The sequence below is a fragment of the Pararhodobacter aggregans genome (assembly GCF_003075525.1).
In the GTDB taxonomy this organism is placed as follows: domain Bacteria; phylum Pseudomonadota; class Alphaproteobacteria; order Rhodobacterales; family Rhodobacteraceae; genus Pararhodobacter; species Pararhodobacter aggregans.
Genome location: NZ_QDDR01000008.1, coordinates 93586 through 120324, shown reverse-complemented (window position 1 = coordinate 120324; position 26739 = coordinate 93586). Strand labels below are relative to the sequence as shown.

General features: G+C 68.2%; 26 protein-coding genes and 1 tRNA gene. 12 read left to right on the top strand and 15 right to left on the bottom strand.

Translation table 11 applies throughout. The annotated features are described in order from the left end of the window. Positions 1–2 precede the first annotated feature (2 nt). The 5 genes from DDE23_RS15500 to purB all read left to right on the top strand — a co-directional run bounded on the left by DDE23_RS15500 (position 3) and on the right by purB (position 5844). The gene (locus tag DDE23_RS15500; protein WP_107752699.1) at positions 3–1361 is read left to right on the top strand and encodes an acetyl-CoA carboxylase biotin carboxylase subunit; all 1359 of its coding nucleotides are present in this window, start codon (positions 3–5) and stop codon (positions 1359–1361) included. Beyond that, positions 1358–2821: a biotin carboxyl carrier protein gene (locus tag DDE23_RS15495; RefSeq protein ID WP_107752697.1), complete on the top strand. Its 1464-nt coding sequence runs from the start codon at positions 1358–1360 to the stop codon at positions 2819–2821. Before DDE23_RS15500 ends, DDE23_RS15495 begins: the two co-directional genes overlap by 4 nt. Further along, positions 2821–3660, top strand: coding sequence for an HAD-IIA family hydrolase (locus DDE23_RS15490; protein WP_107752696.1), 840 nt, complete (start codon positions 2821–2823; stop codon positions 3658–3660). Before DDE23_RS15495 ends, DDE23_RS15490 begins: the two co-directional genes overlap by 1 nt. After that, complete coding sequence (locus tag DDE23_RS15485) at positions 3657–4439, top strand: SDR family NAD(P)-dependent oxidoreductase (RefSeq protein ID WP_107752695.1); 783 nt, start codon at positions 3657–3659, stop codon at positions 4437–4439. Before DDE23_RS15490 ends, DDE23_RS15485 begins: the two co-directional genes overlap by 4 nt. A gap of 103 nt (positions 4440–4542) precedes the next feature. After that, positions 4543–5844, top strand: coding sequence for an adenylosuccinate lyase (gene purB, locus DDE23_RS15480; protein ID WP_107752693.1), 1302 nt, complete (start codon positions 4543–4545; stop codon positions 5842–5844). A 222-nt stretch (positions 5845–6066) separates the two neighbouring features. Here purB and DDE23_RS15475 read toward each other — a convergent pair whose 3' ends face one another. Beyond that, a complete protein-coding gene (locus DDE23_RS15475; RefSeq protein WP_107752691.1) occupies positions 6067–6855 on the bottom strand; it encodes an enoyl-CoA hydratase in 789 nt (262 codons plus the stop codon). Between the two features lie 57 nt (positions 6856–6912). Here DDE23_RS15475 and DDE23_RS15470 point away from each other — a divergent pair, with 57 nt between their 5' ends. Continuing rightward, the gene (locus DDE23_RS15470; RefSeq protein ID WP_238150006.1) at positions 6913–7347 is read left to right on the top strand and encodes a PaaI family thioesterase; all 435 of its coding nucleotides are present in this window, start codon (positions 6913–6915) and stop codon (positions 7345–7347) included. A 43-nt stretch (positions 7348–7390) separates the two neighbouring features. On the opposite strand, the gene DDE23_RS15465 is transcribed toward DDE23_RS15470, so the two are convergent. Continuing rightward, positions 7391–7465: transfer RNA gene (locus DDE23_RS15465), tRNA-Val, on the bottom strand. Between the two features lie 182 nt (positions 7466–7647). Here DDE23_RS15465 and DDE23_RS15460 point away from each other — a divergent pair. Continuing rightward, the gene (locus DDE23_RS15460) at positions 7648–8022 is read left to right on the top strand and encodes a cytochrome-c oxidase (protein ID WP_107752689.1); all 375 of its coding nucleotides are present in this window, start codon (positions 7648–7650) and stop codon (positions 8020–8022) included. 63 nt (positions 8023–8085) lie between these two features. On the opposite strand, the gene lon is transcribed toward DDE23_RS15460, so the two are convergent. The 6 genes from lon to DDE23_RS15430 form a co-directional block, all read right to left on the bottom strand. Then, a complete protein-coding gene (gene lon, locus DDE23_RS15455) occupies positions 8086–10494 on the bottom strand; it encodes an endopeptidase La (RefSeq protein ID WP_107752687.1) in 2409 nt (802 codons plus the stop codon). Between the two features lie 227 nt (positions 10495–10721). Beyond that, on the bottom strand, positions 10722–11801 hold the full coding sequence (gene ribD, locus DDE23_RS15450; protein WP_107752988.1) for a bifunctional diaminohydroxyphosphoribosylaminopyrimidine deaminase/5-amino-6-(5-phosphoribosylamino)uracil reductase RibD: 1080 nt from the start codon (positions 11799–11801) through the stop codon (positions 10722–10724). A gap of 112 nt (positions 11802–11913) precedes the next feature. Then, positions 11914–12381 (bottom strand): transcriptional regulator NrdR, encoded by a 468-nt coding sequence (gene nrdR / locus DDE23_RS15445; protein WP_107752685.1) that lies wholly within the window; start codon positions 12379–12381, stop codon positions 11914–11916. 135 nt (positions 12382–12516) lie between these two features. Further along, positions 12517–12942: a L,D-transpeptidase gene (locus DDE23_RS15440; protein WP_107752683.1), complete on the bottom strand. Its 426-nt coding sequence runs from the start codon at positions 12940–12942 to the stop codon at positions 12517–12519. Between the two features lie 118 nt (positions 12943–13060). Further along, on the bottom strand, positions 13061–13744 hold the full coding sequence (locus tag DDE23_RS15435; RefSeq protein WP_107752681.1) for an ABC transporter ATP-binding protein: 684 nt from the start codon (positions 13742–13744) through the stop codon (positions 13061–13063). Next, positions 13737–15023, bottom strand: a complete 1287-nt coding sequence (locus DDE23_RS15430) for a lipoprotein-releasing ABC transporter permease subunit (RefSeq protein ID WP_107752679.1) — start codon at positions 15021–15023, stop codon at positions 13737–13739. The genes DDE23_RS15435 and DDE23_RS15430 overlap by 8 nt, the downstream gene beginning before the upstream one ends. 181 nt (positions 15024–15204) lie before the next feature. On the opposite strand from DDE23_RS15430, the gene DDE23_RS25140 reads away from it, so the two are divergent. Genes DDE23_RS25140 through DDE23_RS15420 form a run of 3 tightly spaced genes read left to right on the top strand, consistent with a single transcriptional unit; the run spans position 15205 to position 16826 of the window. Then, entirely contained in the window at positions 15205–15651 is a 447-nt protein-coding gene (locus tag DDE23_RS25140) for a hypothetical protein (protein WP_107752677.1), read from the top strand. Positions 15652–15655: 4 nt separating this feature from the next. Then, a complete protein-coding gene (locus tag DDE23_RS15425; protein ID WP_107752675.1) occupies positions 15656–15862 on the top strand; it encodes a helix-turn-helix transcriptional regulator in 207 nt (68 codons plus the stop codon). Beyond that, the gene (locus tag DDE23_RS15420; RefSeq protein WP_107752672.1) at positions 15852–16826 is read left to right on the top strand and encodes an NAD(P)-dependent alcohol dehydrogenase; all 975 of its coding nucleotides are present in this window, start codon (positions 15852–15854) and stop codon (positions 16824–16826) included. Before DDE23_RS15425 ends, DDE23_RS15420 begins: the two co-directional genes overlap by 11 nt. Here DDE23_RS15420 and hutU read toward each other — a convergent pair. From hutU to hutI, 4 genes are read right to left on the bottom strand one after another with little or no spacing between them, the layout of a single operon-like run. Beyond that, the gene (gene hutU / locus DDE23_RS15415) at positions 16821–18500 is read right to left on the bottom strand and encodes a urocanate hydratase (RefSeq protein WP_107752670.1); all 1680 of its coding nucleotides are present in this window, start codon (positions 18498–18500) and stop codon (positions 16821–16823) included. The genes DDE23_RS15420 and hutU overlap by 6 nt on opposite strands. Positions 18501–18525: 25 nt before the next feature. Continuing rightward, positions 18526–19320 carry an N-formylglutamate deformylase gene (gene hutG, locus DDE23_RS15410; protein WP_107752669.1) on the bottom strand — a complete coding sequence of 265 codons (795 nt, stop codon included), beginning with the start codon at positions 19318–19320 and terminating at the stop codon, positions 18526–18528. Next, on the bottom strand, positions 19317–20834 hold the full coding sequence (hutH, locus tag DDE23_RS15405; RefSeq protein WP_107752667.1) for a histidine ammonia-lyase: 1518 nt from the start codon (positions 20832–20834) through the stop codon (positions 19317–19319). Before hutH ends, hutG begins: the two co-directional genes overlap by 4 nt. Next, entirely contained in the window at positions 20828–22012 is a 1185-nt protein-coding gene (gene hutI, locus DDE23_RS15400; protein WP_107752665.1) for an imidazolonepropionase, read from the bottom strand. The genes hutH and hutI overlap by 7 nt, the downstream gene beginning before the upstream one ends. A gap of 66 nt (positions 22013–22078) precedes the next feature. On the opposite strand from hutI, the gene DDE23_RS15395 reads away from it, so the two are divergent. After that, positions 22079–23443, top strand: coding sequence for a formimidoylglutamate deiminase (locus DDE23_RS15395; RefSeq protein WP_107752663.1), 1365 nt, complete (start codon positions 22079–22081; stop codon positions 23441–23443). Beyond that, positions 23443–24111, top strand: a complete 669-nt coding sequence (locus DDE23_RS15390; RefSeq protein WP_107752661.1) for a UTRA domain-containing protein — start codon at positions 23443–23445, stop codon at positions 24109–24111. Before DDE23_RS15395 ends, DDE23_RS15390 begins: the two co-directional genes overlap by 1 nt. 216 nt (positions 24112–24327) lie before the next feature. Here DDE23_RS15390 and DDE23_RS15385 read toward each other — a convergent pair whose 3' ends face one another. From DDE23_RS15385 to phoU, 3 genes are read right to left on the bottom strand one after another with little or no spacing between them, the layout of a single operon-like run. Continuing rightward, positions 24328–25242, bottom strand: a complete 915-nt coding sequence (locus DDE23_RS15385) for an aminotransferase class IV (RefSeq protein ID WP_107752660.1) — start codon at positions 25240–25242, stop codon at positions 24328–24330. Between the two features lie 51 nt (positions 25243–25293). Beyond that, complete coding sequence (gene phoB, locus DDE23_RS15380; protein ID WP_107752658.1) at positions 25294–25986, bottom strand: phosphate regulon transcriptional regulator PhoB; 693 nt, start codon at positions 25984–25986, stop codon at positions 25294–25296. A 9-nt stretch (positions 25987–25995) separates the two neighbouring features. Then, positions 25996–26706: a phosphate signaling complex protein PhoU gene (gene phoU, locus DDE23_RS15375; RefSeq protein ID WP_107752656.1), complete on the bottom strand. Its 711-nt coding sequence runs from the start codon at positions 26704–26706 to the stop codon at positions 25996–25998. Positions 26707–26739 lie beyond the last annotated feature (33 nt).

The window sequence follows — 26739 nt, the reverse complement described above, 5'->3', positions numbered from 1 at the left end:
CCATGCCGACCATCAAGCGCCTGTTCATCGCCAACCGCGGCGAGATCGCCGTGCGCATCATCCGCACCGCCCGCGCGCTGGGCATCGAGACGGTGCTGGGCGTGTCGCAGGCCGACCGCGACTCGCTGGGCGCGCGCCTCGCCACCCGCGCCGTGGTGCTGGGCCCGGCACCGTCGAGGGAAAGCTACCTGCGCGTCGGGACCGTCATCGAGGCGGCGAAGGGCACCGGCTGCGACGCGATCCATCCGGGCTATGGCTTCCTGTCGGAGAACCGCGAACTGGCGCAGGCCTGCGCCGAGGAAGGGCTGATTTTCATCGGCCCCAGCCCCGACAACCTGTCCGCCGTGGGCGACAAGCTGACCGCCCGCACCCATGCGCTGGCGGCGGGCGTGCCGGTCGTCCCGGGCGGCACGGTGAAAACGGCCGAGGACGCGAGCGCGCTGGCCGAAACCATCGGCTTCCCCCTGCTCATCAAGGCGGTGGCGGGTGGCGGCGGCAAGGGCATGAAGCGGGTCGACGACGCGGCCGCCCTGCCCGCCCAGCTGGATCTGGCCATGGCCGAGGCCGAGGCCGCCTTCGCCGATGCCCGCGTCTATCTCGAACGCTTCGTCACCGTCGGCCGCCATGTCGAGGTGCAGATCCTTGCGGACGGCACCACGATTCTGCACGCGGGCGAGCGCGATTGTTCGGTCCAGCGCCGCTATCAGAAAGTGGTCGAGGAAGCCCCCGCCCCCGACCTGCCCGACGCCCTGCGCCAGGGCCTGCTGGAGGCCGCCGTCCGCTATGCCCGCCACATCGGTTACCGCTCGCTGGGCACGGTGGAATTTCTGGTCGATGTCCCCCGCGGCGAATTCTATTTCCTCGAGATGAACGCCCGCGTGCAGGTGGAACATCCGGTGACCGAGGCGATCACCGGCCTTGACCTGATCGCGCTGCAGATCGCCATCGCCGAGGGAAAGCCCCTGCCCCTGACGCAGGACGACATCCGCCTGAGCGGCCACGCGCTGGAATGCCGCCTGAACGCCGAAGACCCCGCGCGCGACTTCATGCCCTCGCCCGGGCGGGTGACGCAGGCGTGGTTCCCGCCGGTACCGGGGCTCAGGGTCGATACCCATATGCAGCCCGGGGCGATGATCCCGCCCTATTACGATTCCATGGTGGCCAAGCTCATCACCTGGGGCGCGACGCGCGACGAGGCCATCGCCCGCATGCTGACCGCCCTCGATGTCTGCGTGCTGGAGGGGGTCACCACCAACGCTCCCTTGCACCGCGCGATCCTGTCGGACCCTGCTTTCCGCGCGGGCGGCGTCGACACCAATTTCCTCGGCGCACTGCTGCCGACACTGGGAGGCCGTTCATGACCATCGAGATCGTCGATACCACGCTTCGCGACGGCAACCAGTCGAACTGGGGCGCGACCGGGCTCGACACCGGGATGATGCTGCAGATCGCCCCGGTGATGGAGCGGGTGGGCTTTCACGCCATCGACTTCCTCGCCTCGACCCATATGGGCGTGGCGGTGCGCTTCAAGAAAGAGGACCCCTGGGAGCGCCTGCGCCTGATGCGCGCGGCCTGCCCGACCACGCCCCTGCAATTCCTGACCACCGGGATGCGCTTCATCTCGTGGGAGATCGCCTCGGACGAGATGATGGAATTCGCCTTCCGGCTGCTGGTGACGAACGGCATCGACCGTTTCGCCATCATGGACCCGATGAACAACACCGGGGCCATGCTGCGGATGGCGGCGCTCACCCGCCGCGCCGGGGGCTCCGCCATTGTCGCGGCACTGACCTTCACCCTCTCGCCGCTGCACGACGACGCCCATTTCGCCGAGGCCGCGCAGGCGCTGACCGCCTCGGGCCAGTTCGACCGGCTCTATCTGAAGGACCCGGGCGGGCTGGTCACACCCGAGCGCGCGAAAACCCTGATCCCGGCGCTGAAGGCGGTGATGGGCGCCGTGCCGCTCGAATTCCATTCGCACACCACGATCGGCCTTGCGCCTTTCAGCTATCTGGAGGCCGCGCCGCTGGGGGCCACGACGCTGCATACCTCGGCCCGGGGCGCCGCGAACGGCACCGGCCAGCCCTGGACCGGCGCGGTGGTGGCGAACCTGCGCGACCTCGGCCTGTCGGTCGATGTGGATGATGCGGCGCTCGCTGAATACGACGCCTATATCGCGGCGCTCACCCAGGCCGAGGGGCTGGTCCACGGCCAGCCCGGCGAATTCGACCGCGCCTATTTCCGCCACCAGATGCCGGGCGGCATGATGGGCACTATGAAGCGCCAGCTGGCCGAGATCCGGCGCCTCGACCTGCTGCCCAGGGTGCTGGAAGAGGTGGAACAGGTCCGCGCGGAACTGGGCTATCCGATCATGGTCACGCCCTTTTCGCAGGTGGTCGGAACCATGGCCCTGATGAATGTCATGCAGGGCGAGCGCTACAAGACCATCCCCGACGAGGTGACGCGCTATGTTCTGGGCCGCTTCGGCCAGCCCACCATGCCGATGGACGCGGCTGTCGAGGCCCGGATCCGCGACACCAAACGCGCGCGGGAGCTGGAGGACGAGGCGCATATGGCCTCGCTCGATGAATTGCGCGCCCGCATCGGCCGGGGCTATAGCGACGAGGAATTCCTGCTGCGCGCGGTGATGCCGGCCGATCAGGTCGATGCGATGAAAGCCGCCGGGCCCGCCCGGCGCGGCTATGACGCAAAGACTCGGCCGGTCATGGCGTTGATGCGGGAACTGACCGCCCGCAAGGGGCTCAGCTCGATCCGGATCGAGAAGCCGGGCCTGAAACTGGAACTGAACGGAGGACGGTGATGCATCCGCATATTATCAAGGCCGTGGTCTTCGACATCGACGGCACGCTGGCGATGCTGGACAAGGAAACCGGCCGCTACACCGCGCTCCCCGGCGCGGTCGAGGCGCTGGCCGAATGCCGGGCGCGCGGCCTGCCGGTCGTGGCCTATACCAACGGCACCTTCTTTCCGCCCGCGCATTACTACCCGATCCTGGCCGAGGCGGGGCTCAGGCTGGAGCCCGGCCACATCCTGACCCCCGCCGCCGTCGCCGCCCGCGCGCTGAAGGCCATGGGCTACAGCCGGATCATGGTCATGGGGGCCGAGGGCACCACGGTTCCGGTCGCAGAGGCAGGCATCGAGGTCATCGCCCCCACGAAACACGCGCCCAAGGTCGACGCGGTGCTGCTGGGCTGGTGCAAGGATTTCAACGCCGAACAGGTCGAGGCCGTGGTGCAGGCCGTCTGGGACGGCGCCCGGCCCTTCGCGGGCTCGGTCGCGCCCTATTTCGCCGGGGCGGGCGGAAAGCGGCTGCTGGGTATCTCGGGCGCCATCGCCGCGGCGCTGACCAATGCCACGGGCGTGCCGGTCACCGTCTTCGGCAAGCCCGAACCGGCGGGGCTGGAGATCGTCAGCGCCCTGACCGGCGCCCGGCCCGAGGAAATGGTGATCGTCGGCGACGACCCCAAGCTTGAGATCCGCATGGGCCGCAGGGCCGGCGCGCTCTGCGTCGGCGTGACCACCGGCGTGGTCGATGCCGCGGGCTTCGCCAGCCAGCCCGAGGAAATCCGCGCCCAGATCGTCCTGCCCTCGCTCGACGGTTTCGCCGCGCGGATCCTGACGGCGGAGGCCCGGGGATGAACCCGGGGAGCGCCGCCGCCATCTTCTCGGTCGCGGGCAAGACCGCCCTCGTCACCGGCGCCGCCGCGGGCCTCGGCCGCGCCATGGCCGAGGCGCTGGCCGAGAACGGCGCCCGCGTCGTCCTCTTCGACCGCGAGGCCGGGGATCTGGCCGCCACCGCCGCGGACATGACCGAGGCCGGACTGCAGGTCCTGGCCATCCCCGGCGACGTCACCGACCGCGCTCAGGTCGAGGACGCCGTGGCGCAGGCCATCGCCCGTTTCGGCGGGCTCGACATCTGCGTGGCCAATGCCGGGATCTCGGACCCGGACGGCGCGCGGCTGCACGAGATGCAGGAAGACCACTGGCGCCGGACGCTGGAGGTGAACCTGACCGGGCTTTTCCACACCAACCGCGCGGCGCTGTCCGCCATGGTGCCGCAGGGGCGCGGCAAGATCGTCAACGTCGCCTCGATGTGGGGCCATGTGGCGCCCGCGGGCCTCTTCCCCCGCCCGGCCTATGCCGCGAGCAAGGGCGCAGTGGTCAACCTGACCCGCGAACTGGCGCTGGAATACGCCACCTCCGGTATCCAGGTGAACGCGCTCTGCCCCGGCTTCTTCCGCACCAAGGGCCGCCCCCGGTCGGACGCGGACGCCCGCCGCATGGCCGAATACACGCCGATGAAACGCCTGGCCGAGGCGGCGGAGATCAAGGGCAGCCTGCTCTACCTCGCCTCCTCGGCCTCGGATTTCGTGACCGGGGCCAGCCTGATCATCGACGGCGGCGTGACGGCGGGCTGAATGCCTGCCGCCAATGCTTGCCCCAAGGGCAACGGCCAAGGCTTGCACGGCCCGGCCCCGGGGTCTATCAGGCGCCAACCCCGCCAGATCCGAAGGATTGCCGATGATCCCCCGCTATTCCCGCCCCGAGATGGTCGCCCTCTGGTCGCCCGAGACCAAGTTCAAGATCTGGTACGAGATCGAGGCCCATGCCTGCGACGCGCAGGCCGCGCTGGGGGTGATCCCCAAGGAAAACGCCGAGGCCGTCTGGAAAGCCAAGGATGTCGATTTCGACGTGGCCCGCATCGACGAGATCGAGGCCGTCACCAAACATGACGTGATCGCCTTCCTGACCCATCTGGCCGAGCATGTCGGCTCGGACGAGGCGCGTTTCGTGCATCAGGGCATGACCTCGTCCGATGTGCTGGACACCTGCCTCAACGTGCAGCTGGTGCGCGCGGCGGATCTTCTGGAAGCCGGGATCCAGCGGGTACTGGCCGCCCTGAAAACCCGCGCCGAAGAGCATAAATACACCGTGCGCGTCGGCCGCTCGCACGGGATCCACGCCGAGCCCACCACCATGGGCCTGACCTTCGCCCGCTTCTACGCCGAATTCGACCGCAACCTGGCCCGCCTGCGCGCGGCGCGGGACGAAGTGGCGACCGGCGCCATCTCGGGCGCGGTCGGGACCTTTGCCAATATCGACCCGGCGGTCGAAGAACATGTCTGCACGATGATGGGCCTGAAGCCGGAGCCGATCTCGACCCAGGTCATTCCGCGCGACCGTCACGCGATGTTCTTCGCCACGCTGGGGGTGATTGCCTCCTCGATCGAGAACGTCGCCATCGAGATCCGCCACATGCAGCGGACCGAAGTGCTGGAGGGGGCCGAGTTCTTCTCGATGGGCCAGAAGGGCTCGTCGGCCATGCCGCACAAGAAGAACCCGGTGCTGACCGAGAACCTGACAGGCCTTGCGCGCCTGGTGCGGATGACGGTGGTGCCGGCGATGGAGAATGTGGCGCTCTGGCACGAGCGCGACATCTCGCATTCCTCGGTCGAGCGCGGCATCGGTCCCGATGCCACCGTGACGCTGGATTTCGCGCTGCACCGGCTGGCGGGCGTCGTGGAGAAGATGCTGGTCTTCCCGCAGAACATGCTCGACAACATGAATAAATTCCCCGGGCTGGTGATGTCGCAGCGCGTGTTGCTGGCGCTGACCCAAGCTGGCGTCTCGCGCGAGGACGCCTATGTCATGGTCCAGCGCAACGCGCTGAAGGTCTGGGAAGAGCGGGTGGACTTCCAGGAACAGCTGCTCGCCGACCCCGATGTGGTCGCCGCGCTGGGTGTCGACGGGATCAAGTCCAAGTTCGACATGGAGTACCACACCAAGCACGTCGACACGATCTTCCGCCGGGTGTTCGGGTAAGCCGCGTATCGGAAACGCTCCGGAGGAGCGTTTCAGCGGTGAACGCCGCGCCCGGGGCGCGGCCGGCAGATGAGGCGGGGGGCCAGCCCCCCGCACCCCCCGCTCAAGGGGGTTTTCCACCCCCTTGAGAAACCCCCGAGGATATTTTCAGCGCAAAGAAGGCGGGTTAACGGAAGGTTAGCGCGCTTTTCCAAGCCGTTGATTTTGCTGCGGGTGATCGGCTCACGCCCAGTCGGGTTTGCGTTTCTCGATGAAGGCGGTGATGCCCTCATCGGTGTCCCGCAAGAGCATGTTTTCCACCATCACGTCGCGGGTGTAGTCATAAGCCCGGTCGAGCGGCATGCCGGCCTGTTCGTAGAACGCCCGCTTGCCGATCCGGACCGCGGCACCCAGTTTGCCCGCCACGGTCTGGGCCAGGGTCATCGTCTCTGCCTCCAGCCCATCGGGCGGGGCGATGCGGTTGATGAGACCCAGATCGCGGGCGCGCTCGGCCGGGATGAACTCGCCCGTGGTCAGCATCTCGAAGGCCTGCTTGCGGGGGATGTTGCGGCTGAGCGCCACCATCGGGGTCGAGCAGAAGAGCCCGATATTCACGCCGTTCACGCCGAACCGCGTATCCTCGGCCGCCACCGCCATGTCGCAGCTCGCCACCAGTTGGCAGCCCGCCGCCGTGGCGATGCCCTGGACCTGGGCGATGACCGGCTGCGGCATCGCCGGAATGAGCTGCATGAGGGCGCCGCAGCGGGTGAAGAGATCGGCGAAATAGGCGGCGCCCCCGTCCGGCGCCGCGCGGCCCGCCTGCATCTCCTTCAGGTCGTGACCGGCGCAGAAGGCCTTGCCCGCCCCCTTCAGCACCACCACCCGCACCGCCGGATCGGCGGCCAGCGCCGTCAGCGTCCCGGTCAGCGCCGCCAGCAGCCCGTCCGACAGCGCATTCAGCGCCGAGGGGCGGTTCATCTCCACCACCGCCACCCGTTCCGCAACGTCACAGCGCACCAAGGCCTCGGTCATCTTGCCCTCCCCGTTCCTTTGGCCTGAGTCTATGCGGGTCAGCAGCGGGAGGAAAGCATGCAGACCCAGACGGACGCCCAGATGGACGCGACGTCCCTCAACGCCTTCATGCAGCGCGAGTTTCCGCAGGTCGCCAGCCAGTTCCGCATCGAGCGGGTGGCGCCGATGCAGGCCGATGTGCGGCTGCTGGTCGGCGAGCAGCATCTCAGACCGGGCGGCACGGTCAGCGGGCCCAGCATGTTCGCCCTGGCCGATCTGGCGATGTATGCCGTGCTGCTGGCGATGATCGGGCCGGTGGCGCTGGCGGTGACCACCAATGCCTCGATCGATTTCATGAGGAAGCCCGAGGCCGGGCGCGACCTGATCGGCCGGGCGCGGCTGCACAAGCTCGGCCGGACGCTGGCGGTGGGCGATGTGCTGATCGTGAACGAAGGGTCCGAGGCGGTGCTGGCGCGGTCGGGCATGACCTATGCGATCCCTCCCCGGCGGTAAACGCAAAGGACCGCAGCCTGTCGGCTACGGTCCTGAATGGGGATGGTGGGCGATAACGGATTTGAACCGCTGACATCTTCGATGTGAACGAAGCGCTCTACCGCTGAGCTAATCGCCCGCCGTGCGCGGGTCTATAGCGGCTCATGCGGGTGGGCTCAAGGGGGAAGTGTGCGATCTTGTGCAGCTTTTTTCCGCTGCGAAACCGAGATCCCGGATCCTGCTTTTCCCACTCACGAAACCGTGAACCATGCTAGGTTTCGCGCCGGGGGCGCGGCCCCTGGCTCTGGGTGGGAGGACCCGATGAACCTTTCCAAAAGCTTCCTGATCCTTGGTGCGTTGTATCTGCTGGTCGGCCTGAGTTTCGGCATCTACATGGGCGCGGCCCAGGAATTCGACCTGGCGCCGGTCCATGCGCATATCAACCTTCTGGGCTTCACGCTGATGACGCTGTTCGGCATCGTTTACCGGATCATTCCGGGGCTGGCCGACACGATGCTGGCGAAGGTGCATTTCTGGCTGTTCCAGATCGGCGCCTTCCTGCTTCTGGTGCTGCTCTTCGCGCTCTTGTCCCATATGGGACCCGAGGCGACGCTGGGCCCGCTCATGGGCGTGGTCGAGGTGGTGGTGCTGCTGTCGATCGTGGCCTTCCTCATCAACCTCTGGCAACGCGCCTGATCCCTGCATGAAAAGACCCGCCCCCGGTTGTCCGGGGGCGGGTCATGTCGGCAGGAACGGACCTCAGTGCGCCGTGGCCGACGAAGGGGCGTCGGAGCGGCCCAGGCGGGCGGCGATGGCGGCGGCCTCCTCGGCGGCGGCGTCCCAGTCGATCGGATCAGGCTGGCGCACCAGCGCGTGTTGCAGAACCTCACGCACATGGCTGACCGGCACGATTTCCAGCCCCGATTTCACGTTGTCGGGGATCTCGGGCAGATCCTTGGCGTTCTCGACCGGGATCAGCACCTTGGTTATGCCCCCGCGCAAGGCCGCCAGCAGCTTCTCCTTCAACCCGCCGATGGCGCTGGCATTGCCGCGCAGCGTGACCTCGCCGGTCATGGCGATGTCCTTGCGGACCGGGATGCCGGTCAGGACCGAGACGATGGCCGTGACCATGGCCAGACCCGCCGAAGGGCCGTCCTTGGGCGTGGCGCCGTCCGGGACGTGGACGTGGATGTCCATCGTCTCGAACACCGGGGGCTTGACGCCGATCTGGGGGCTGATCGAGCGCACATAGCTCGACGCCGCGTCGATCGATTCCTTCATCACGTCGCCCAGTTTCCCGGTCGTCTTCATCCGGCCCTTGCCCGGCAGCTTCAGCGCCTCGATCTGCAACAGATCGCCGCCCACCTGCGTCCAGGCCAGCCCGGTGACCACGCCGACCTGATCCTCCTTCTCGGCCAGGCCGAAACGGTGGCGCGGCACGCCGAGGAAATCGTCCAGATTGTCGGCCGTCACATCGACATGCGTGGCCTCCTTGCGGACGATCTGGGTGACCGCCTTCCGCGCGATCTTCGACAGCTCACGCTCGAAGTTCCGCACGCCGGCCTCGCGGGTGTAGTGGCGCAGCACCGCCGTCAGCGCATCGTCCGAGACGGAGAGTTCCGACTTCTTCAGCCCGTGGTTCTTGATCGCCTTGGGCAAGAGGTGCCGGCGGGCGATCTCGGCCTTCTCGTCCTCGGTATAGCCCGAGAGCGGGATGATCTCCATCCGGTCCAACAGCGGCCCCGGCATGTTGTAGGAGTTGGCCGTGGTGATGAACATCACGTCCGAGAGGTCGTATTCCACCTCCAGATAATGGTCGACGAAGGTCGCGTTCTGTTCGGGGTCCAGAACCTCCAGCATCGCCGAGGCCGGGTCGCCCCGGAAATCCTGCCCCATCTTGTCGATTTCATCGAGCAGGATCAGCGGGTTGGTGGTCTTGGCCTTTTTCAGCGCCTGGATGATCTTGCCGGGCATCGAGCCGATATAGGTCCGGCGGTGGCCGCGGATCTCGCTTTCATCGCGCACGCCGCCAAGGCTGATGCGGATGAATTCGCGCCCCGTGGCCTTGGCGACCGAGCGCCCCAGCGAGGTCTTGCCGACGCCCGGAGGGCCGACGAGGCACAGGATCGGCCCCTTCAGCTTTGCCGACCGCGATTGCACGGCGAGATATTCGACGATGCGCTCTTTCACCTTGTCGAGGCTGTAGTGATCCTCGTCGAGGACTTTCTGCGCCCGGTTCAGGTCCTTCTTGACGCGCGATTTCACGCCCCAGGGCAGGGCCAGCAGCCAGTCGAGATAGTTGCGCACGACCGTGGCTTCGGCCGACATCGGGCTCATCGACTTCAGCTTCTTCAGCTCGGCCTCCGCCTTGTCGCGGGCCTCCTTGGAGAATTTGGTCGATTTGATGCGGTTTTCCAGCTCGGTCAGCTCGTTCTGGCCGTCCTCGCCTTCGCCCAGCTCCTTCTGAATGGCCTTCATCTGCTCATTCAGATAATATTCGCGCTGGGTCCGCTCCATCTGGCTTTTCACGCGCGACTTGATCTTGCGCTCGACCTGCAGGACGCTGATCTCGCCCTCCATCAGGCCATAGATCTTCTCCAGCCGCTCGGCCACGTCGAGCGTCTCCAGCAGTTCCTGCTTGCGCGCCACCTCGACGCCCAGATGCCCGGCGGCAAGATCCGCCAGCCGCGCCGGTTCACCGGCATCGGCGATGGCCGAGAGCGCCTCCTCGGGGATGTTGCGCTTGATCTTGGCGTAACGCTCGAAATCGTCGCTCACGGCCCGGGTCAGCGCCTCGACCGCCTCGGGATCGCCCGCGGTCTCGTCGAGGATCACCGCCTCGGCCTCGAAATGCTTGTCGTTCTCCAGGAAGCGCGTCACGCGCACCCGGCTCTTGCCCTCGACCAGCACCTTGACCGTGCCGTCGGGCAGTTTCAGGAGTTGCAGCACATTGGCCAGCACGCCCACGCCGAACATGCCATCGGCATCGGGATCCTCGGCCGCGTGGTCGATCTGGGTGACCAGCAGGATCTGCTTGTCATCGCGCATCACCGTTTCCAGCGCGCGCACCGATTTGTCGCGGCCCACGAACAGCGGCACGATCATATGCGGAAAAACGACCATATCGCGCAGCGGCAGCACTGCATAGGCGTTGGTTTGGTTCGTCATACCTGACCTCAACTCGTTTGTGTCGTGCTCCCCCGCCCTCCCGGGATCACCCAGGTCTTGGGGGGATACGAGCCCTTTCGACGACATATCTGGTACCAGCCGCCCGGGAATTCAACTCCACCCGGGCAGGGTCTGCCCCCAGTGTGGCACAAGTATGCACCGATGGGGGCTCTTTTGCGAACTGGTCAACAAACCGTCACCGGACTGTCTTGCTGCCCAAAGCCGCGTCACCCGTCCCGGCGGCGGCGCCAGCGATGCATCAGATCGGCGCCCATCGCCTCGCAGCCGACCAGTTCCCAATCGGGCGCGTCGATCTCGGTCACCCCCAGCGCCGCCAGCCCGGCCGTGCCGTCCGAACCAAAGAGCCGCCCGGCGGTGAAGACCACCAGCTCATCCGCCAGCCCGGCCTGCACCAGCGAGGCCGCAAGCCCGCCGCCCCCCTCGCAGAAGATCCGCGTCAGCCCCCGCTCACCCAACCGCCGCAGCGCATCGGCGATGTCGATCCGCCCCAGCGCATCGGTCTCGCAGGCGATGAGCTCGGCGCCCCGCGCCGCCCAGGCCATGCGCGCGGGGACCGAGGCCTGGGGCCCGTGCAGCATCCAGACCGGCGCCTCCAGCGCGCTGCGACCCAGCCGCGACTCCGCCGCCACCCCCAGCCGCGAATCGGCGACGATCCGCACCGGCTGGCGCGCGATCCCCAGATCCCGCACCCGCAGGTCCGGGTCATCGGCCCGCGCCGTGCCCGACCCGACCAGCACCGCATCATGGCTGGCGCGCATCAGATGCACCCGGCGCCGCGCCTCGGGCCCGGTGATCCAGCGCGAAGCGCCGGTCACCGTGGCGATCCGCGCATCAAGCGTCAGCGCCAGTTTCAGGGTGACCAGCGGCCGCCCCTCGGTCAGCCGCATCAGGAATCCCAGATTGGCCCGCCGCGCCGCCGCCGCCTCGACCCCCTCGGTGACCGCGATCCCGGCCGCGCGCAGCATGGCATGGCCGCGCCCGGCGACCCGCGGGTCGGGATCGGTCAGCGCCGTCACCACCCGCGCCACACCCGCCGCGATCAGCGCCTCGGCGCAGGGCGGGGTCTTGCCGTGATGGGCGCAGGGTTCGAGCGTGACATAGGCCGTGGCGCCCCGCGCCGCCGCCCCCGCCTGGGCCAGCGCCCGCACCTCGGCATGGGGCCGCCCGCCGGGCTGGGTCCAGCCGCGCCCCAGCACCACGCCGTCGCGGACGATGACGCAGCCCACCGCCGGGTTGGGCCAGGTATTGCCCAGCCCCCGCGCCGCCAGCCCCAGCGCCAGACGCATGAACCGCCGATCGGTGTCGCTCGCGCCCTGTGCCATCTTCGTTCTTCAAATATCCTCGGGGGGTGAATTGGCCGTCAGGCCAAGAGGGGGGCAGACGGCCCCCCTGCCCCGGTCACTCCTCGCTCGCCGTCGCGGGCCTGAGCTCGGACACGAATTTGTCGAAATCGCCCGCCGCCTGGAAGTTCTTGTAGACCGAGGCGAAGCGCACATAGGCCACGGTATCGATCCGGGCCAGTGTCTCCATGACGATCTCGCCGATCACCCGGCTGGCGATATCCGTCTCGCCCATCGATTCCAGCCGCCGCACGATGCCCGAGATCATCTGCTCGATGCGCTCAGGCTCGACGGGCCGTTTCTGCATGGCAATGCGGATCGAGCGTTCCAGCTTGTCGCGGTCGAAGGGCTCGCGCTTGCCCGAGGATTTCACCACCACCAGGTCGCGCAGCTGGACGCGTTCATAGGTGGTGAAGCGCCCCCCGCAGGCGGGACAGAAGCGGCGTCTGCGGATCGAGACGTGATCCTCGGCAGGGCGGGAATCCTTGACCTGGGTATCGACGTTTCCGCAGAACGGGCAGCGCATGTCCTCTCCCTCGGGGTGGGTTCTTGCAAATCCACAGGGACTATAGGCGAGCCTCCATCCCTTGGGTAGGTGAAAAAGCCCGCCCCCAGATCGGGGGGCGGGCCTGTGGCTTCCGGGGCTCAGGGGAGCGGCCGGTCAGTCGGTGACGACGACGCGCATGTTCTCCATCCCCTGCTCCTGCACCATGGCGAAGAGGAGCGAGGCGTTCTCCTCGTCCAGCCGCACGCAACCGGCCGAGGCCGGGCGACCCAGGCGGCTGACCGCATCGGTGGCGTGGATCGCGTAATCGCCGTCATAGAAGATGGCGAAATACATCGGTGCGTTGTTGTAGCGGCTGGACCGGTGCCAGCGTGACAGCCATTGCGGCTGCCATTCGCCGCGCGGCGTGATCTTGCCCGCCCGCGCGGTCGAGACCGGCCATTCATAGCGCAGCATGCCGTCGACATAGAGGTAGAGCGTCTGCTCCGACACGCTGACCCGGGCAACGATCGCCTCGGCGCTGGCCGAGACGGGTGCAAGGAACAGGGCAGCCGCAAGCGCGGCCCCGATCATGGACTTCATTCCAACCCCCCGGTGGAAAAGGACTTTTACTAACGGGCGTGGCAGCGCCCATCCGGTCCAGTTCCCTAAAGCGGGGGTGGAGAGTCAAGAAATCCGGCTGGAATCCGCCGATTCCGCCTCAACCTGTTGCGATTCTGCCCGCATCGAGGCGCAGAACCCGGTCCATCCGCGCCGCCAGATCCAGATTATGCGTGGCGATCAGCGCCGAGAGCCCGGTGGCGCGCACCAGATCCATCAGCACGCCGAACACCTGATCCGAGGTCCCGGGGTCGAGGTTGCCGGTCGGCTCGTCGGCAAGCAGGATCTGCGGCTGGTTGGCCATGGCCCGGCAGAAGGCCACCCGCTGCTGCTCGCCCCCCGACAATTGCGCCGGCCGGTGGCCGCCGCGGGGCGAGAGCCCGACCTTGTCCAGCAGCGCCTGCGCCCGGGCCTGCGCCTCGGCCCGCGGCACGCCATTGGCGAGCTGCGGCAGGACGATGTTCTCGGCCGCGGTGAATTCGGGCAGCAGGTGGTGGAACTGATAGATGAAGCCGACCTGCTGGCGCCGCGCCGCGGTGCGGGCGGCATCGCCCATTCGCGTCATGTCAAGCCCGTCGATCACCACCTGCCCCTGATCGGCCGTGTCCAGCAGCCCGGCGATATGCAGAAGCGTCGATTTCCCGGCGCCCGAGGGGGCGACCAGCGCCACCACCTCGCCCCGCGCCAGCTCCAGCGAGGCGCCGCGCAGCACCTCGACCGGCCCGGCGATGCCGCCGCGATAGGTCTTGACGATGCCGTCCAGGATCAGGGCGGGGTCACTCATAGCGCAGGGCCTCGACCGGGTTCATCCGCGCCGCGCGGCGGGCGGGAAAGATGGTGACGATGAAGGACAGGCCCAGGGACAGCGACACGGCCTTCAGCACGTCCCAGAGCCTGAGCTCGGCGGGTAGCGCATAGATGCCGCGGATCGAGGCATCCCAGACCCCGCCCCCGGCGACATAATTCACGAAGGCAAAGATCGGGTCGATATAGAGCGCGAAAAGACAGCCCGCCAACACGCCGATGGCCGTCCCCACCACGCCGATGAGCGAACCGCAGAGGAAGAAGATCCGCAGCACCGAGCCCTCGCTCAGCCCCATGGTGCGCAGGATGCCGATGTCGCGGCCCTTGTTCTTCACCAGCATGATAAGGCCCGAAATGATGTTCATCGCCGCGATCAGCACCAGGATCGACAGGATGATGAACATCACGTTGTCCTCGATATCGAGGGCCCGCAGGAAGCTGCCCGCGCTGTCGCGCCAGCTCCAGATCATCGCCCGCTCACCGGCGGCGCGCAGCAGCGGATAGGTCATGTCCTCGACATGCTCGGGATCGGTGAGCATCACCTCGATCTCGTCCGCCACCCCGTCGCGGTTGAAAAAGCTCTGCGCCTCGGTGAAGGGCAGATAGACCCGCGTGCGGTCGATGTCGTAGCGCCCGGCGCTGAAGATATAGACCACCTCATAGGCGTTGACCCGGGGGCTGGTGCCAAAGGCGGTCTGCACGCCCTCCGGCGAGATGATGCGGATCCGGTCGCCGACCTGCACCTGCAAGTCGCGCGCCACGCCCTCGCCGATGGCGATCCCCTCCTCGAAGCGGTCGATATCGCCGCGGGCACGGGACGAATGGGCGATGCGGGGGATGGCCAGCAGGTCCTCGGTGCGGATGCCGAAGACCTCGACGCCCGCGTTGCGCCCGCCGTTCGAGGCCATGACCTGGCCCTTGATCAGGGGCGCGGCGCTGATGACGCCCGGGACCGCGGCCAGCCGCTCGGCCACGCCGTCGTAATCCTCGATCGTGTTCGACATCTGGCCCGTGGGGCTGACGGACGAGGTGTAATAGATCGTCGCATGGGCATTGGCGCCGAGGATGGTGTCGACGAATTCCGACCGGAAGCCCGACCGCACGGCCAAGGTCGCGATCAGCGCGAAGACCGCCAGCGCCACGCCGATCAGCGAAATCAGCGTCATCACGCTGACACCGCCCTCGGTGCGCCGGGCCCTGAGATAGCGCCAGGCGATCTGCCATTCAAAGGCGGCGAAGGGCGGGGTCTTGGCGGGCATGTCGGGGGCTGTCCGGCGAGGGGAGCGCGGCGGGGCCGCGCAAGGCGTGCGCAAGGTCGGGCGAAAGGCTGATGCGGTCAAGGGGGGTCTTGGTCACGCTGTCGTAGTGTATAGTATTCTTTACATCACGTCCTCTTTGCCTTACCCCATGTCCAATCGAGTCGACCTTTGAGAGCCCGCCATGTCCTTTACCGAGCGCAGCACGATTGCCGAGCTGGTCACCTCCCTCGCGGTGATCGCGCTTTTCACCTGGGTGATCGTCACCCGTCAGGCCGAGGGCGCCTTTGCCGGGCCCGAAGGGCTGCAGATCTGGGCGCGGCAGATCCTGTGGATGATCCCGGTCGGGATCGGCGTCGGCATCGGCGTGAGCGTGCTTCTGGCGCTGGCCTATCACGTCACCTTGCGTGAGGCCTTCGACGGGCTGGTCGATGAACGCGACCGGATCATCGTGCTCTTCGGCTGGAAGGTCACGGCGATCACCATTTCAACCGGGTTTGTCGCGGCCCTGGCGGCGCTGGCCTGGGGCGTGACGCCGCTGCTGGCGCTGAACCTGATGCTTGCCTCCTTCGCGGCCGGGGACCTTGCCGGGAACGCGGCGCGGCTCTGGCGCTACCGGCGGGGGTACTGAGCCCTTGGCGCAGATCACCAACACGATCCGCCGCCTGCGCTTTGACGCTGGCGAGATGACGCAGAAGGATCTGGCGGCGCGGGCGGGCGTCACCCGGCAGACCATCAACGCGCTCGAAGCGGGCAAGTATTCCCCCACCCTGGACCTCGCGTTCCGCATCGCCCGGGTCTTCGGCAAACCCCTGGAGGAGGTATTCCGCTATGACGACTGACACCATGCAAGCCGCCACCGCCCGCCGCTATGGCGGACCCGGGGTCATGGCCATCGAGACCCTGCCCCGCCCGGTCCCCGGCCCCGGTCAGGTGCTGGTCAAGGTCGCGGCCTTCGGCGTGACCCGGGGTGACGCGCGGATCCGGGGCCTCGACGTGCCGCGCGGCATGGGGCCGATGGTGCGGGCCTTCTTCGGCTGGACCCGCCCGAAACGCCCGGTGCCGGGGCGCGAATTCTCGGGCGTGATCTCGGCGCTGGGTCCGGGCGTCAGCGGCTGGAGCGAGGGGGAGCCGGTTCTGGGCATCACCGACGGCATGACGATGGGCGCGGGCGCCGAATATTGCGTGGTCACCACCGACAAGATGCTCGCCCGCCGCCCCGACAGTCTGACCGAGGCCGAGGCAGCCGCCCTGCCCTTCGGCCTGATGACCGCGGCCGATTTCCTGATCGACCAGATGGGCCTGCGCGCGGGCGAGCGGCTTCTGGTCAACGGCGGCAGCGGCGCCGTGGGCATGGCCGCGACTTGGCTGGGCGCGCATCTGGGGGCGCGGGTCACGGGCGTCGCCTCGGCCACGAACCACGCGGCGATGACGGCGGCGGGGGCCGAGCAGGTCGCCGATTACGCCCGACCGCTGCCCCAAGGCCCCTATGACGCGATCCTCGACGTGGCGGGGACGCTGCCCTATGCCAAGGCCGCGCCGCTGCTGGCGCCGGGCGGTCGCCTCGGCCTCGTCACCGCCGATTTCGCGGGTCAGATCGGCGCCGGGCTGCGGCCCCGGCGCGGGTCGCACCGGCTGTGCAGCGGGGTGGTCAAGGAAAGCCCCGAGAAACTGGCCCGGGTGCTGGATCTGCACGCGCAGGGATACCGGCCCGAGGTCACGCTCCTGCCCTTCGCGCAGATCGAGGAGGCGCATCGCCTCGCCTCCTCGGGCCACAAGCGCGGCAATGTGGTGGTGACGCTATAGGATGCCGGGTAGCACCAGTTGGTGCTCGCGCGCGCAATCCTTCGCGATCTCATAGCCCGCGTCCGCGTGGCGCATCACGCCCGTCGCCGGGTCGTTCCACAGCACCCGGCCCAGCCGGCGGTCGGCCTCGGCCGTGCCGTCGCAGACGATGACCATGCCGGAATGCTGGCTGAAGCCCATGCCGACGCCGCCGCCGTGATGCAGGCTGACCCAGGTCGCACCCGAGGCGGTGTTGAGCAGCGCATTCAGCAGCGGCCAGTCGCTGACCGCGTCCGAGCCGTCCATCATCGCCTCGGTCTCGCGGTTGGGGCTGGCGACCGAGCCTGAATCGAGGTGATCGCGCCCGATCACCACCGGCGCCTTCAGCTCGCCCGTCCGCACCATCTCGTTGAAAGCGAGGCCCGCCCGGTGCCGGTCGCCAAGGCCGATCCAGCAGATCCGCGCCGGCAGGCCCTGAAAGGCGATCCGCTCGGCCGCCATGTCCAGCCAGCGATGCAGATGCGCGTTCTCGGGGAACAGCTCCTTCATCTTGGCGTCGGTCTTGGCGATATCCTCGGGGTCGCCCGACAGGGCGCACCAGCGGAAGGGCCCGATCCCCTTGCAGAACAGCGGCCGGATGTAGGCCGGCACGAAACCCGGGAAAGCGAAGGCGTTTTCAAGGCCTTCGTCCAGCGCCACCTGACGGATGTTGTTGCCGTAATCCAGCGTCGGAACACCGGCATTCCAGAAATCGACCATTGCGGCGACATGCGCCTTCATGCTGGCCCGCGCCGCCTTTTCCACCGCTTTCGGGTCGCTCTCCTGCCTGGCGCGCCATTCGGCGACCGACCAGCCGAGCGGAAGGTATCCATGGACAGGATCATGTGCGCTGGTCTGGTCTGTGACAATATCGGGCCGCACCTCGCCCGCCTTCATCCGGCGCACGAGTTCCGGAAAGACCTCGGCCGCGTTGCCGATCAGCGCCACCGATTTGGCCTCGCCCCTGGCGGTCCAGTCGGCGATCAGCGCCAGCGCCTCGTCGAGGCTATGCGCCTTGGCGTCGCAATAGCGGGTGCGGATGCGGAAATCGGCCCGCGTCTCGTCGCATTCCACCGCCAGACAGCACGCCCCGGCCATCACCGCCGCCAAAGGCTGCGCGCCGCCCATGCCGCCCAGACCTGCGGTCAGGATCCACTTGCCGCGCAGGCTGCCGGCGTAATGCTGGCGCCCGGCTTCGGCGAAGGTCTCGTAGGTTCCCTGCACAATGCCTTGAGTTCCAATGTAAATCCATGACCCGGCGGTCATCTGGCCGTACATCATCAACCCGGCCTTATCGAGCTTGTTGAAGTGATCCCAATTGGCCCAATGCGGCACCAGATTGGAATTGGCGATCAGCACCCGCGGCGCGTCGGCATGGGTCTGGAACACGCCCACCGGCTTGCCCGACTGCACCAGCAGCGTCTGGTCGCTTTCCAGCGTTTTCAACGTGCTGACGATCAGATCGAAGTCCTTCCAGGTCCGCGCCGCCCGGCCGATCCCGCCATAGACCACCAGCTCATGCGGGTTCTCGGCCACATCGGGATGCAGGTTGTTCATCAGCATCCGCATCGCCGCCTCGGTCTGCCAGGACTTGGCGGTCCGCTCGGGGCCGGTCGGGGGGAAGATGTCGCGCGTGTTGTGGCGGGGGTTGTTCATGGGAAACCTCGTGTAATCAGCGCGTTCAGGCGCGAAGTTGCGGTGCCAGGGCAACGAGCCCCTGCAAGATCCCGCGCAGGATGGCGCGCAGGCTTTCGGCTTTGGCTGGGTCATAAGCGAAGGGCGGCGCCTCAGTGGCCAGATGGGTGATCTGCGCCAGTTCCATCTGGATGGCATGGACGCCCTGTTCGGGCCGCCCGTAGTGGCGCGTGGTCCAGCCGCCCTTGAACCGCCCGTTCAGGACCGTCCGGTAACCCGTTGCCTTGGCGCAGGTTTCCGCGACCAGCCTCTCGATCCGGGCGTCGCAGGACGCAGTGTTCACCGTACCGATGTTGAAATCCGGCAGCGTGCCGTCGAACAGAAAGGGAATCCGCGACCGGATCGAGTGGCAATCGTAGAGCACCGCCACCCCGTGCCGCGCCTTCACCCGCGCCACCTGCGCCGCCAGCGCCGCGTGATAGGGGGCGTGAAAACGCATCCGGCGATCCTCGACCTCGGCGGCATCGGGCGGTGTCTGCCAGATCGGCATGCCGTCGAAATCCGTCTGGGGCACCAGCCCGGTCGTGTTCTGCCCGGGATAGAGGCTTTCGCCGTCCGGCGGGCGGTTCGCGTCGATCACATAGCGGTGGAAGGTTGCCCTGACCACCGTCACATCCGGTAGCAAGTCCTTGTAAAGCTGATCAATATGCCAATCGGTATCGGCCAGGATCCGGCCCTGCGTGTTCAGCGCCTCCAGCACCTCAGCTGGCAGATGGGTGCCGGTGTGCGGCATCCCCAGGATCAGCGGCCCCGCGCCTTCGGTGACCTCGACCGGATTCATAGCGCGAACTCCAGACCTGCCGCGGAGGCCAGCGCATCGCCCCGCAGCAGCGCTGCCGCCCGCTCGATCTCGGGCGCGAGATAGCGATCCTCGGCCAGCGGCGGCACTTCGGCCCGGAGCGCTGCCACCGCATCGGCCAACCGGGGCGCTGTCGCCAGGGGCGCGCGGTAGAAGATCCCCTGCGCCGCACAAAGCGCCTCGACCCCCAGGATCACCGACAGGTTGGCGTTCATCCGCTGCAACCGCCGCGCGGCATGGGCGGCCATGCTGACATGGTCCTCCTGATTGGCCGAGGTGGGCGTGGAATCGGTCGAACAGGGATGCGCAAGGTGCTTGTTTTCGCTCATCAAGGCGGCGGTCGTCACCTCGGCGATCATGTAGCCGGAATTGAGCCCCGGATCGGGCGTCAGGAACGGCGGCAGGTCGTGACTGAGCGTCGGATCGACCATCAACGCCACCCGCCGCTGGGCGATCGCGCCGATCTCGGCCAGGGCCAAAGCGGTAATATCGGCCGCAAAAGCAACGGGTTCCGCGTGGAAGTTCCCACCCGAGAAGATGCCGTCCTCGGTCACCAGCGGGTTGTCGGTCACCGCATTCGCCTCGATTTCCAGCGTGCCGGCGACCTGCCGCAGCAGATCCACGGCAGCGCCCAGAACCTGCGGCTGGCAGCGGATGCAATAGGGGTCCTGCACGCGGCTGTCGCCGTCGCGGTGGCTCTCGCGGATCTCGGAACCGGCCATCAAGTCTCGCATCGCCGCCGCCACGTCGATCTGCCCGCGATGACCGCGCAGCGCATGGATCGCCAGTTGCAGGGGCGCGGTCGAGCCCATGATCGCGTCGGTCGAGAGGCAGCCGGTGACCAGCGCGGCCCGGGCCAGACGCCAGCCGTCGAAGAGCCCGGTCAGCGCCAGGGCGGTAGAAAACTGCGTGCCGTTGATCAGCGCGAGCCCCTCTTTCGGCCCCAGGGTGATCGGAGCAATTCCAGCTCTTTCAAGCGCTTGCAAGCCGTTCATGCGCTGACCCGCGAAGAACGCCTCGCCATGGCCCAACATGACCGCCGTCATATGCGCGAGTGGCGCGAGGTCACCCGAGGCCCCGACCGAGCCCTGCGCGGGCACCAACGGCGTGACGCCTGCGGCGATCAGCGCCTCGATCTGGGCGATGACCTCCCACCGCACGCCCGAAGCGCCGCGGCCGAGGCTGAGGAGCTTCAGCGCCATCATCAGCCTGGTGGTGCCCACGTCCAGCGCCTCGCCCACGCCGCAGCAATGGCTGAGGATCAGGTTGCGCTGCAGGGTCGCGGTATCCTCGGCCGCGATCTTGACCGAGGCCAGCTTGCCGAAGCCGGTGTTGACGCCATAGACCGCCGCGCCCCCCTCGGCAGCCTGCCGAACACGGGCGGCGGCGGCCTCGACCGCGGCGCGCGCGGCGGAGTCGAGGCGGAAAGCCGCGCCCTCGCGCCAGAGCGTTTCAAGCTGCGCGAGCGGGGCGGCGCCGGGGGTGAGGATCAGCATTCCTGGCCTTCGAAATAGCGGGTGTGGAGCGGGTTGAAACCGATGCGATAGGCGAGTTCGGCCGGGTCCCCGACGTCCCAGACGGCCAGATCGGCGCGCATCCCCGGGGCAAGGCGCCCGCAATCGGTGACGCCGAGCGCCCGGGCCGCGTGTTCGGTCACGCCGCGCAGGGCCTCGTCAGGCGTCAGGCGGAAGAGCGTGCAGGCCATGTTCATTGCCAGTAGCAGCGAGGTCAGCGGCGAGGTGCCGGGGTTGGCGTCCGTCGCCACCGCCATCGGCACCTTGTGGGCGCGGAAGGCGGCGACGGGCGGCCCCTGGGTTTCGCGCAGCGCGTAGAAGGCGCCGGGCAGCAGGACGGCGACGGTGCCGGAGGCGGCCATCAGCCGCGCGTCGGCCTCGGTCGCGTATTCGACATGGTCGGCGCTGAGCGCGCCATAGCGGGCCGCGAGCGCCGTCCCGCCCAGATGCGAGAGCTGTTCCGCGTGCAGTTTGACCGGCAGGTTCAGGGCCTTGGCTGCGTCAAAGACCCGGGCGATCTGCTCGGGAGAGAAGGCGATGCCCTCGCAGAACCCGTCGACCGCATCGACCAGCCCCTCGGCCGCGGCGGCCTGCAAAGCGGGGATACAAATATCGGACAAATAAACGTCAGGCATTTCTTTGTGACTGAGAGGCAGGCTGTGGGCGCCCAGGAAAGTCGTCACCACCCGGACCCCCTGCCCCATACCCAACCGTCTGGCAACACGCAGCATTTTCAGCTCGGTCTCAATGTCCAGCCCGTAGCCCGACTTGATCTCGACCAGTGCAACGCCCTCGGCCCGCAGGGCTTTCAGCCGCGGCAGGGCCTGTTGATAAAGCTGCTCCTCGCTGGCCTCACGCGTGGCGCGGACGGTCGAGACGATGCCGCCCCCGGCCCGGGCAATCTGCTCGTAACTCGCGCCCTCGAGCCGCAGCGCGAATTCGGCGGCGCGGTGGCCGCCATGCACCAGATGCGTGTGGCAATCGATGAGCGCGGGCGTGACCACCCGACCGCCCAGATCCCGGCGCGAGCCGTCATGGGTGAGCCCGGCCTCGGGTCCCGCATAGAGGATACGCCCCCCGCCGATGGCCAAGGCCCCGCGATCCGGGCCGAAACCCGGCGCCAGGCGGGTATTGGTCAGGATCAGATCAGCCGTTTCCATCTTGTGCGCCTCCGTTCTTGGGCTAATATGTATATACTTATTTGACCCGTCAATGCGGAGAATCCGATGACCCGCCTCTGGGCCGAACAGGCGCTTCTCGACACCGGCTGGGCGGCGGATGTGCGCGTCACGCTCGACGGCGCGCATATCGCCCGCGTGGAAACCGGGGTTCCCGCCGCGCCCGGCGACCAGCGGCTGGACGCCCTGCTGCCCGCGCCCGCGAACCTGCATTCGCACGCCTTCCAGCGGGCAATGGCCGGGATGACGGAACGGCGCGGCCCTTCCGCCAGCGACTCGTTCTGGACCTGGCGGCAGCTGATGTTCCGCTTCCTCGACCAGCTCACGCCCGGGGATGTGGAGGCGATCGCCGCCTATGTGCAGATGGAGATGCTGGAGGCGGGCTATGGCGCCTCGGTCGAGTTCCACTACCTGCACCATGCGCCGGGCGGGCAGCCCTATGCCGACCCGGCCGAGATGTCGGCGCGGATCGTGGCCGGGGCGGCGCGGTCGGGGATCGGGCTGACGCTCTTGCCGGTGCTCTACATGCAGGGCGGCTGCGACGGCCGGGCGCTGGGGCCGGGTCAGGTACGCTTCGGCAATGATGTCAAGGGGTTCGCGCGGATTGTTGAGGGCGCGGAAGCGGCGATCAAGGCCCTGCCCGGCGACGCCCGCCTCGGCCTCGCCCCCCATTCCCTGCGCGCGGTGACGCCCGAGGCGCTGGCCGAGGCCATCGCATTGCGCCCCGGCACGCCCCTGCACATGCATCTCGCCGAACAGGTGGCCGAGGTGGAGGAGGTACAGGCTTTCCACGGCGCCCGGCCCGTCGAGTGGCTGCTGGACCATGCCGCGGTCGACCCACGCTGGTGCCTCATCCATTGCACGCAGATGCAGCGGGCCGAGACGCTGGCCCTGGCCGCGACCGGCGCCGTGGCGGGCCTCTGCCCGATCACCGAAAGCTCGCTGGGCGACGGGATCTTCGACGGCGTGGCCTGGAGGCAGGCGGGCGGGCGCTTCGGGCTTGGGTCGGACAGCAACATCCGCATCGCCTTGACCGAGGAATTGCGCGTGCTGGAACATTCCCAGCGCCTGCGCGACCGGGGCCGGGCGATGCTGGCGACGGCGGAACATTCCACCGGCCGGGTGATCTTCGAGGGCGCGGCAAAGGGCGGCGCGCAGGCGGCCGGACGGCAGGCCGGGGTGATCGCGCCGGGGATGCTGGCCGATCTGGTGGCGCTGGACACCGGCTCGGTCGATCTGGAGGGCCGGCAGGGCGACGCGCTCCTTGACAGCTGGATCTTCGCGGGCGACGACCGGGCGGTGCGCGAGGTCTGGTCGGCCGGGCGGCATCTGGTCACGGGCGGGCAACACCGCGACCATGCCGCGATCGAGGCCGCCTATCGCGCGGTGGTGCGGCGATTGAAGGCGGCGTGATGGCAATGGGCTGGCAGGAGGTGCGCGACGAGGCGCTGCGGCGCATCCGCGCCCGCGACTGGCCGCCCGGCGCGCGGATCCCCGACGAGGCGGCGCTGGCGGGCGAACTCGGCTGCACGCGGGTCACGGTGAACCGGGCCCTGCGGGATCTGGCCGAGGCCGGTCTGTTGGAACGCCGGAGGCGGGGCGGCACGCGGGTGCCGCTGACCCCGGTGCGCCGCGCCACGCTCAGCATCCCGATCATCCGTCAGGACATCGCCGAACGCGGGCAGGAACCGGGCTACCGGCTGCTCATCGACCGGCTGGAGCCGGGCAGCGCCGAGGCGCGGGCAGCGCTGGGGGACGGCCCGCTCCGCCATGTCGTGGCGCTGCACACCGCCGGTGGCGCGCCCTATTGCCTGGAGGATCGCTGGCTCTCGCCCGCCGTGGTCGAGGGCGTGGATTTCGCCGAGGTCAGCGCCAATGAATGGCTGGTGAGCCACGTCACCTATGCCGAGGCCCGGCTCTCCTTCGGCGCGATGACGGCGGATGCCGCGCTGGCCGAGGCGCTGGGCTGCCCCCCCGGCGCTGCGCTCCTTCTGCTGGACCGCAGCACAAGGGCGGAAACGCCGATCACTTGGGTGCGGCTGATCTACGCGCCCGGCCACCGGGTCGACGCAGGGCTCTGAGCCGGAAAAGAAGGAAGAGAGGGGGGCCGTCTGCCCCCCTCTGCCCTGCGGGCATTCACCCCCCGAGGATATTTGGAGCGCAAAGATGGGGCTTAACGCCCTCTTAACCTTCATCTTTGTTCTTCAAATATCCTCGGGGGTTTCTCAAGGGGGTGGAAAACCCCCTTGAGCGGGGGGTGCGGGGGGCTGGCCCCCCGCTTCCTCCGGCCCGGACGATCAGCCCGGCGGATAGACCGACGCCTCGTAGAGCGCGCGCAGGCGGGCGGTCAGGGGGCCGGGGATGCCGCTGCCGATCACCCGCCCGTCGATCTTCGTGACCGGGGTCACCCCGCCCAGCGTGCCGGTGACAAAACTTTCGTCCGCCGAATAGACCTGCGCGAGCGTCATGTCGGTTTCGCGCACGGTGATCCCGGCGGCGCGGGCGGCGGCGATCACCGCGGCCTGGGTGATGCCCTTGAAGGAATAGTTGGAGGTCGAGGTCCAGACCTCGCCCTTCCGCACCACGAAGAAATTCGTCGAATTGCAGGATGCGACGAACCCGCGCGGGTCCAGCATCAGCGCCTCGTCGGCACCCGCGTTGATCGCCTGGATCAGCGCCTGGATCAGGTTCAGCCGGGAATGAGAGTTGAGGTGAAGGTCGAAGACATCGGGCCCCGAGGTGCGGAAGGTCGAGGTGAAGAGCGTGAGGCCCTTCGCCCGCGCCTCGGGCCGCGGGGTCTTGTATTCGGCGGTGATGACCACGGTCGGGCCGGACAGTATGAAGCGCGGGTCCTGGTTGGCCGTGGCCTTCACCCCCCGCGTCACCATCAGCCGCAGATGCGCGCCGTCCTCCATCCCGTTCGCCGCCAGCACGCCGTCGATGGCGGCGTTGATGCCGTCGCGGCCCTGCGGGATCTCCAGCGCGATGGAGCGTGCGCCCTCGAACAGCCGGTCGAGATGCGCCTCGCGCTGCAGGATCCGGCCGCGGACCAGCCTGAGCCCCTCCCACACGCCGTCGCCGAAGCCGAAGCCCGCGTCGAAGACGCTGACCACGGCCTGCGCCCTGGGCACCAGCTCGCCGTTGACCCAGACCAGGACATTTTCGTTACGGGGATCAGGGACATAGCCCTGGGCGGCGGTGGCGGTGTTCATCGGGGGACCCTTTGTCAGAGGCCCCGATCCGACCGCCCGCCGCCCGGAATGTCAATCCAGCGAATAGCCCGCGCCGCGCACCGTGCGGATCGGATCGTCGCCGCCCTTGGCCATCAGCGCCTTGCGCAACCGGCCGATATGCACGTCGACCGTGCGGGTATCGACATAGATGTCGCGGCCCCAGACCCGGTCCAGCAGCGCCTCGCGCGTCCAGACCCGGCCGGATTTCTCCATCAGCGCCGACAGGAGCCGGAACTCGGTCGGCCCCAGATGCAGCTCCTGCCCGTTGCGGTGCACGCGGTGCGCCTCGGGGTCGAGCGTCAGGTCCTTGACCTCCAGCACCTGCCCCGCGCGGGCCGGGCGCACGCGGCGCAGGTTGGCGCGGACCCGGGCCAGCAGCTCGTTCACCGAATAGGGCTTGGTGATGTAATCGTCGGCGCCCGTCTCCAGCCCCCGCACCCGGTCGCTTTCGTCCGACCGGGCCGAGACCATGATGATCGCCGCATCCGCCCCGCCCTTCTGGGCCTTGAGCTGGCGGCAGACCTCGATGCCCGAGACGCGCGGCAGCATCCAGTCCAGCAGGATCACATCCGGCGCCTCTTCGGCCGAGACCAGCAGGGCCTCCTCGCCGTCCGAGGCCGTGGCCACCCGAAAGCCCGCGGCCTCGAGGTTATAGGTGAGGAGCGCGCGCTGGGCCGGTTCGTCGTCGACGACCAGGACCAGCGGCGTGTCGCTGCGGCTCATGAACATTCCTTAGTCCGGTTGCACGTCGATGGTGGCGGTCGACTCGCCCTTGGGCCGGTCGCCGAACCGCTCGCCCGTGGCGAGGAAGATCACCTGTTCGGCCCCGCCCGTCACCAGATCGCCCATCCGTTCGACGTTCTTGGCGATGAAAGTGTAGTGCAGGCAGGCCGAGATGTTGCGCGGATCTTCCATCATATGGGTGATGAATTCGCGGAAGAGGGCGTTGGTCATGTGATCGACCTCGATATCGCGGTGGATCACATCCTCGGCCAGCGCGGTGTCGAGCCGGGCGAAAGCGTCCAGCATGTCCTTGAGCATCTGGCCCACCTGCCGCGCCTGGCGGCGGATCGCGGCGCCCGCACCCTCGATCTGCGGGGCCGAGGACAGGACCGGCACCCGCTTGGCCATGTTCTTGGCGTAATCGCCCAGCCGCTCGATATCGGCCGCCATCTTCATCACCGCGATCACCGCCCGCAGATCGCCAGCCTGCGGCTGGCGCAGCGCCAGAAGGCGGACGACATGCTGGTCGATCTCTTCCTCCAGCGCGTCGATGGCGTGATCGCCCTCGACCACCTGCTGGGCGAGATCCTCGTCGCGTTCCTCCAGCGCCCGGGCGCCGAGGGTGATGGCTTCCTCGACGCGGCCGCCCATGCCCAGCATCAGGTCACGGATACGCTCCAGGTCGTCGTCGAAGGCGGAATCGATATGCAGGCGGGTCATGCGCAATCTCTGTTGTTTGGACGCACCTTAGAG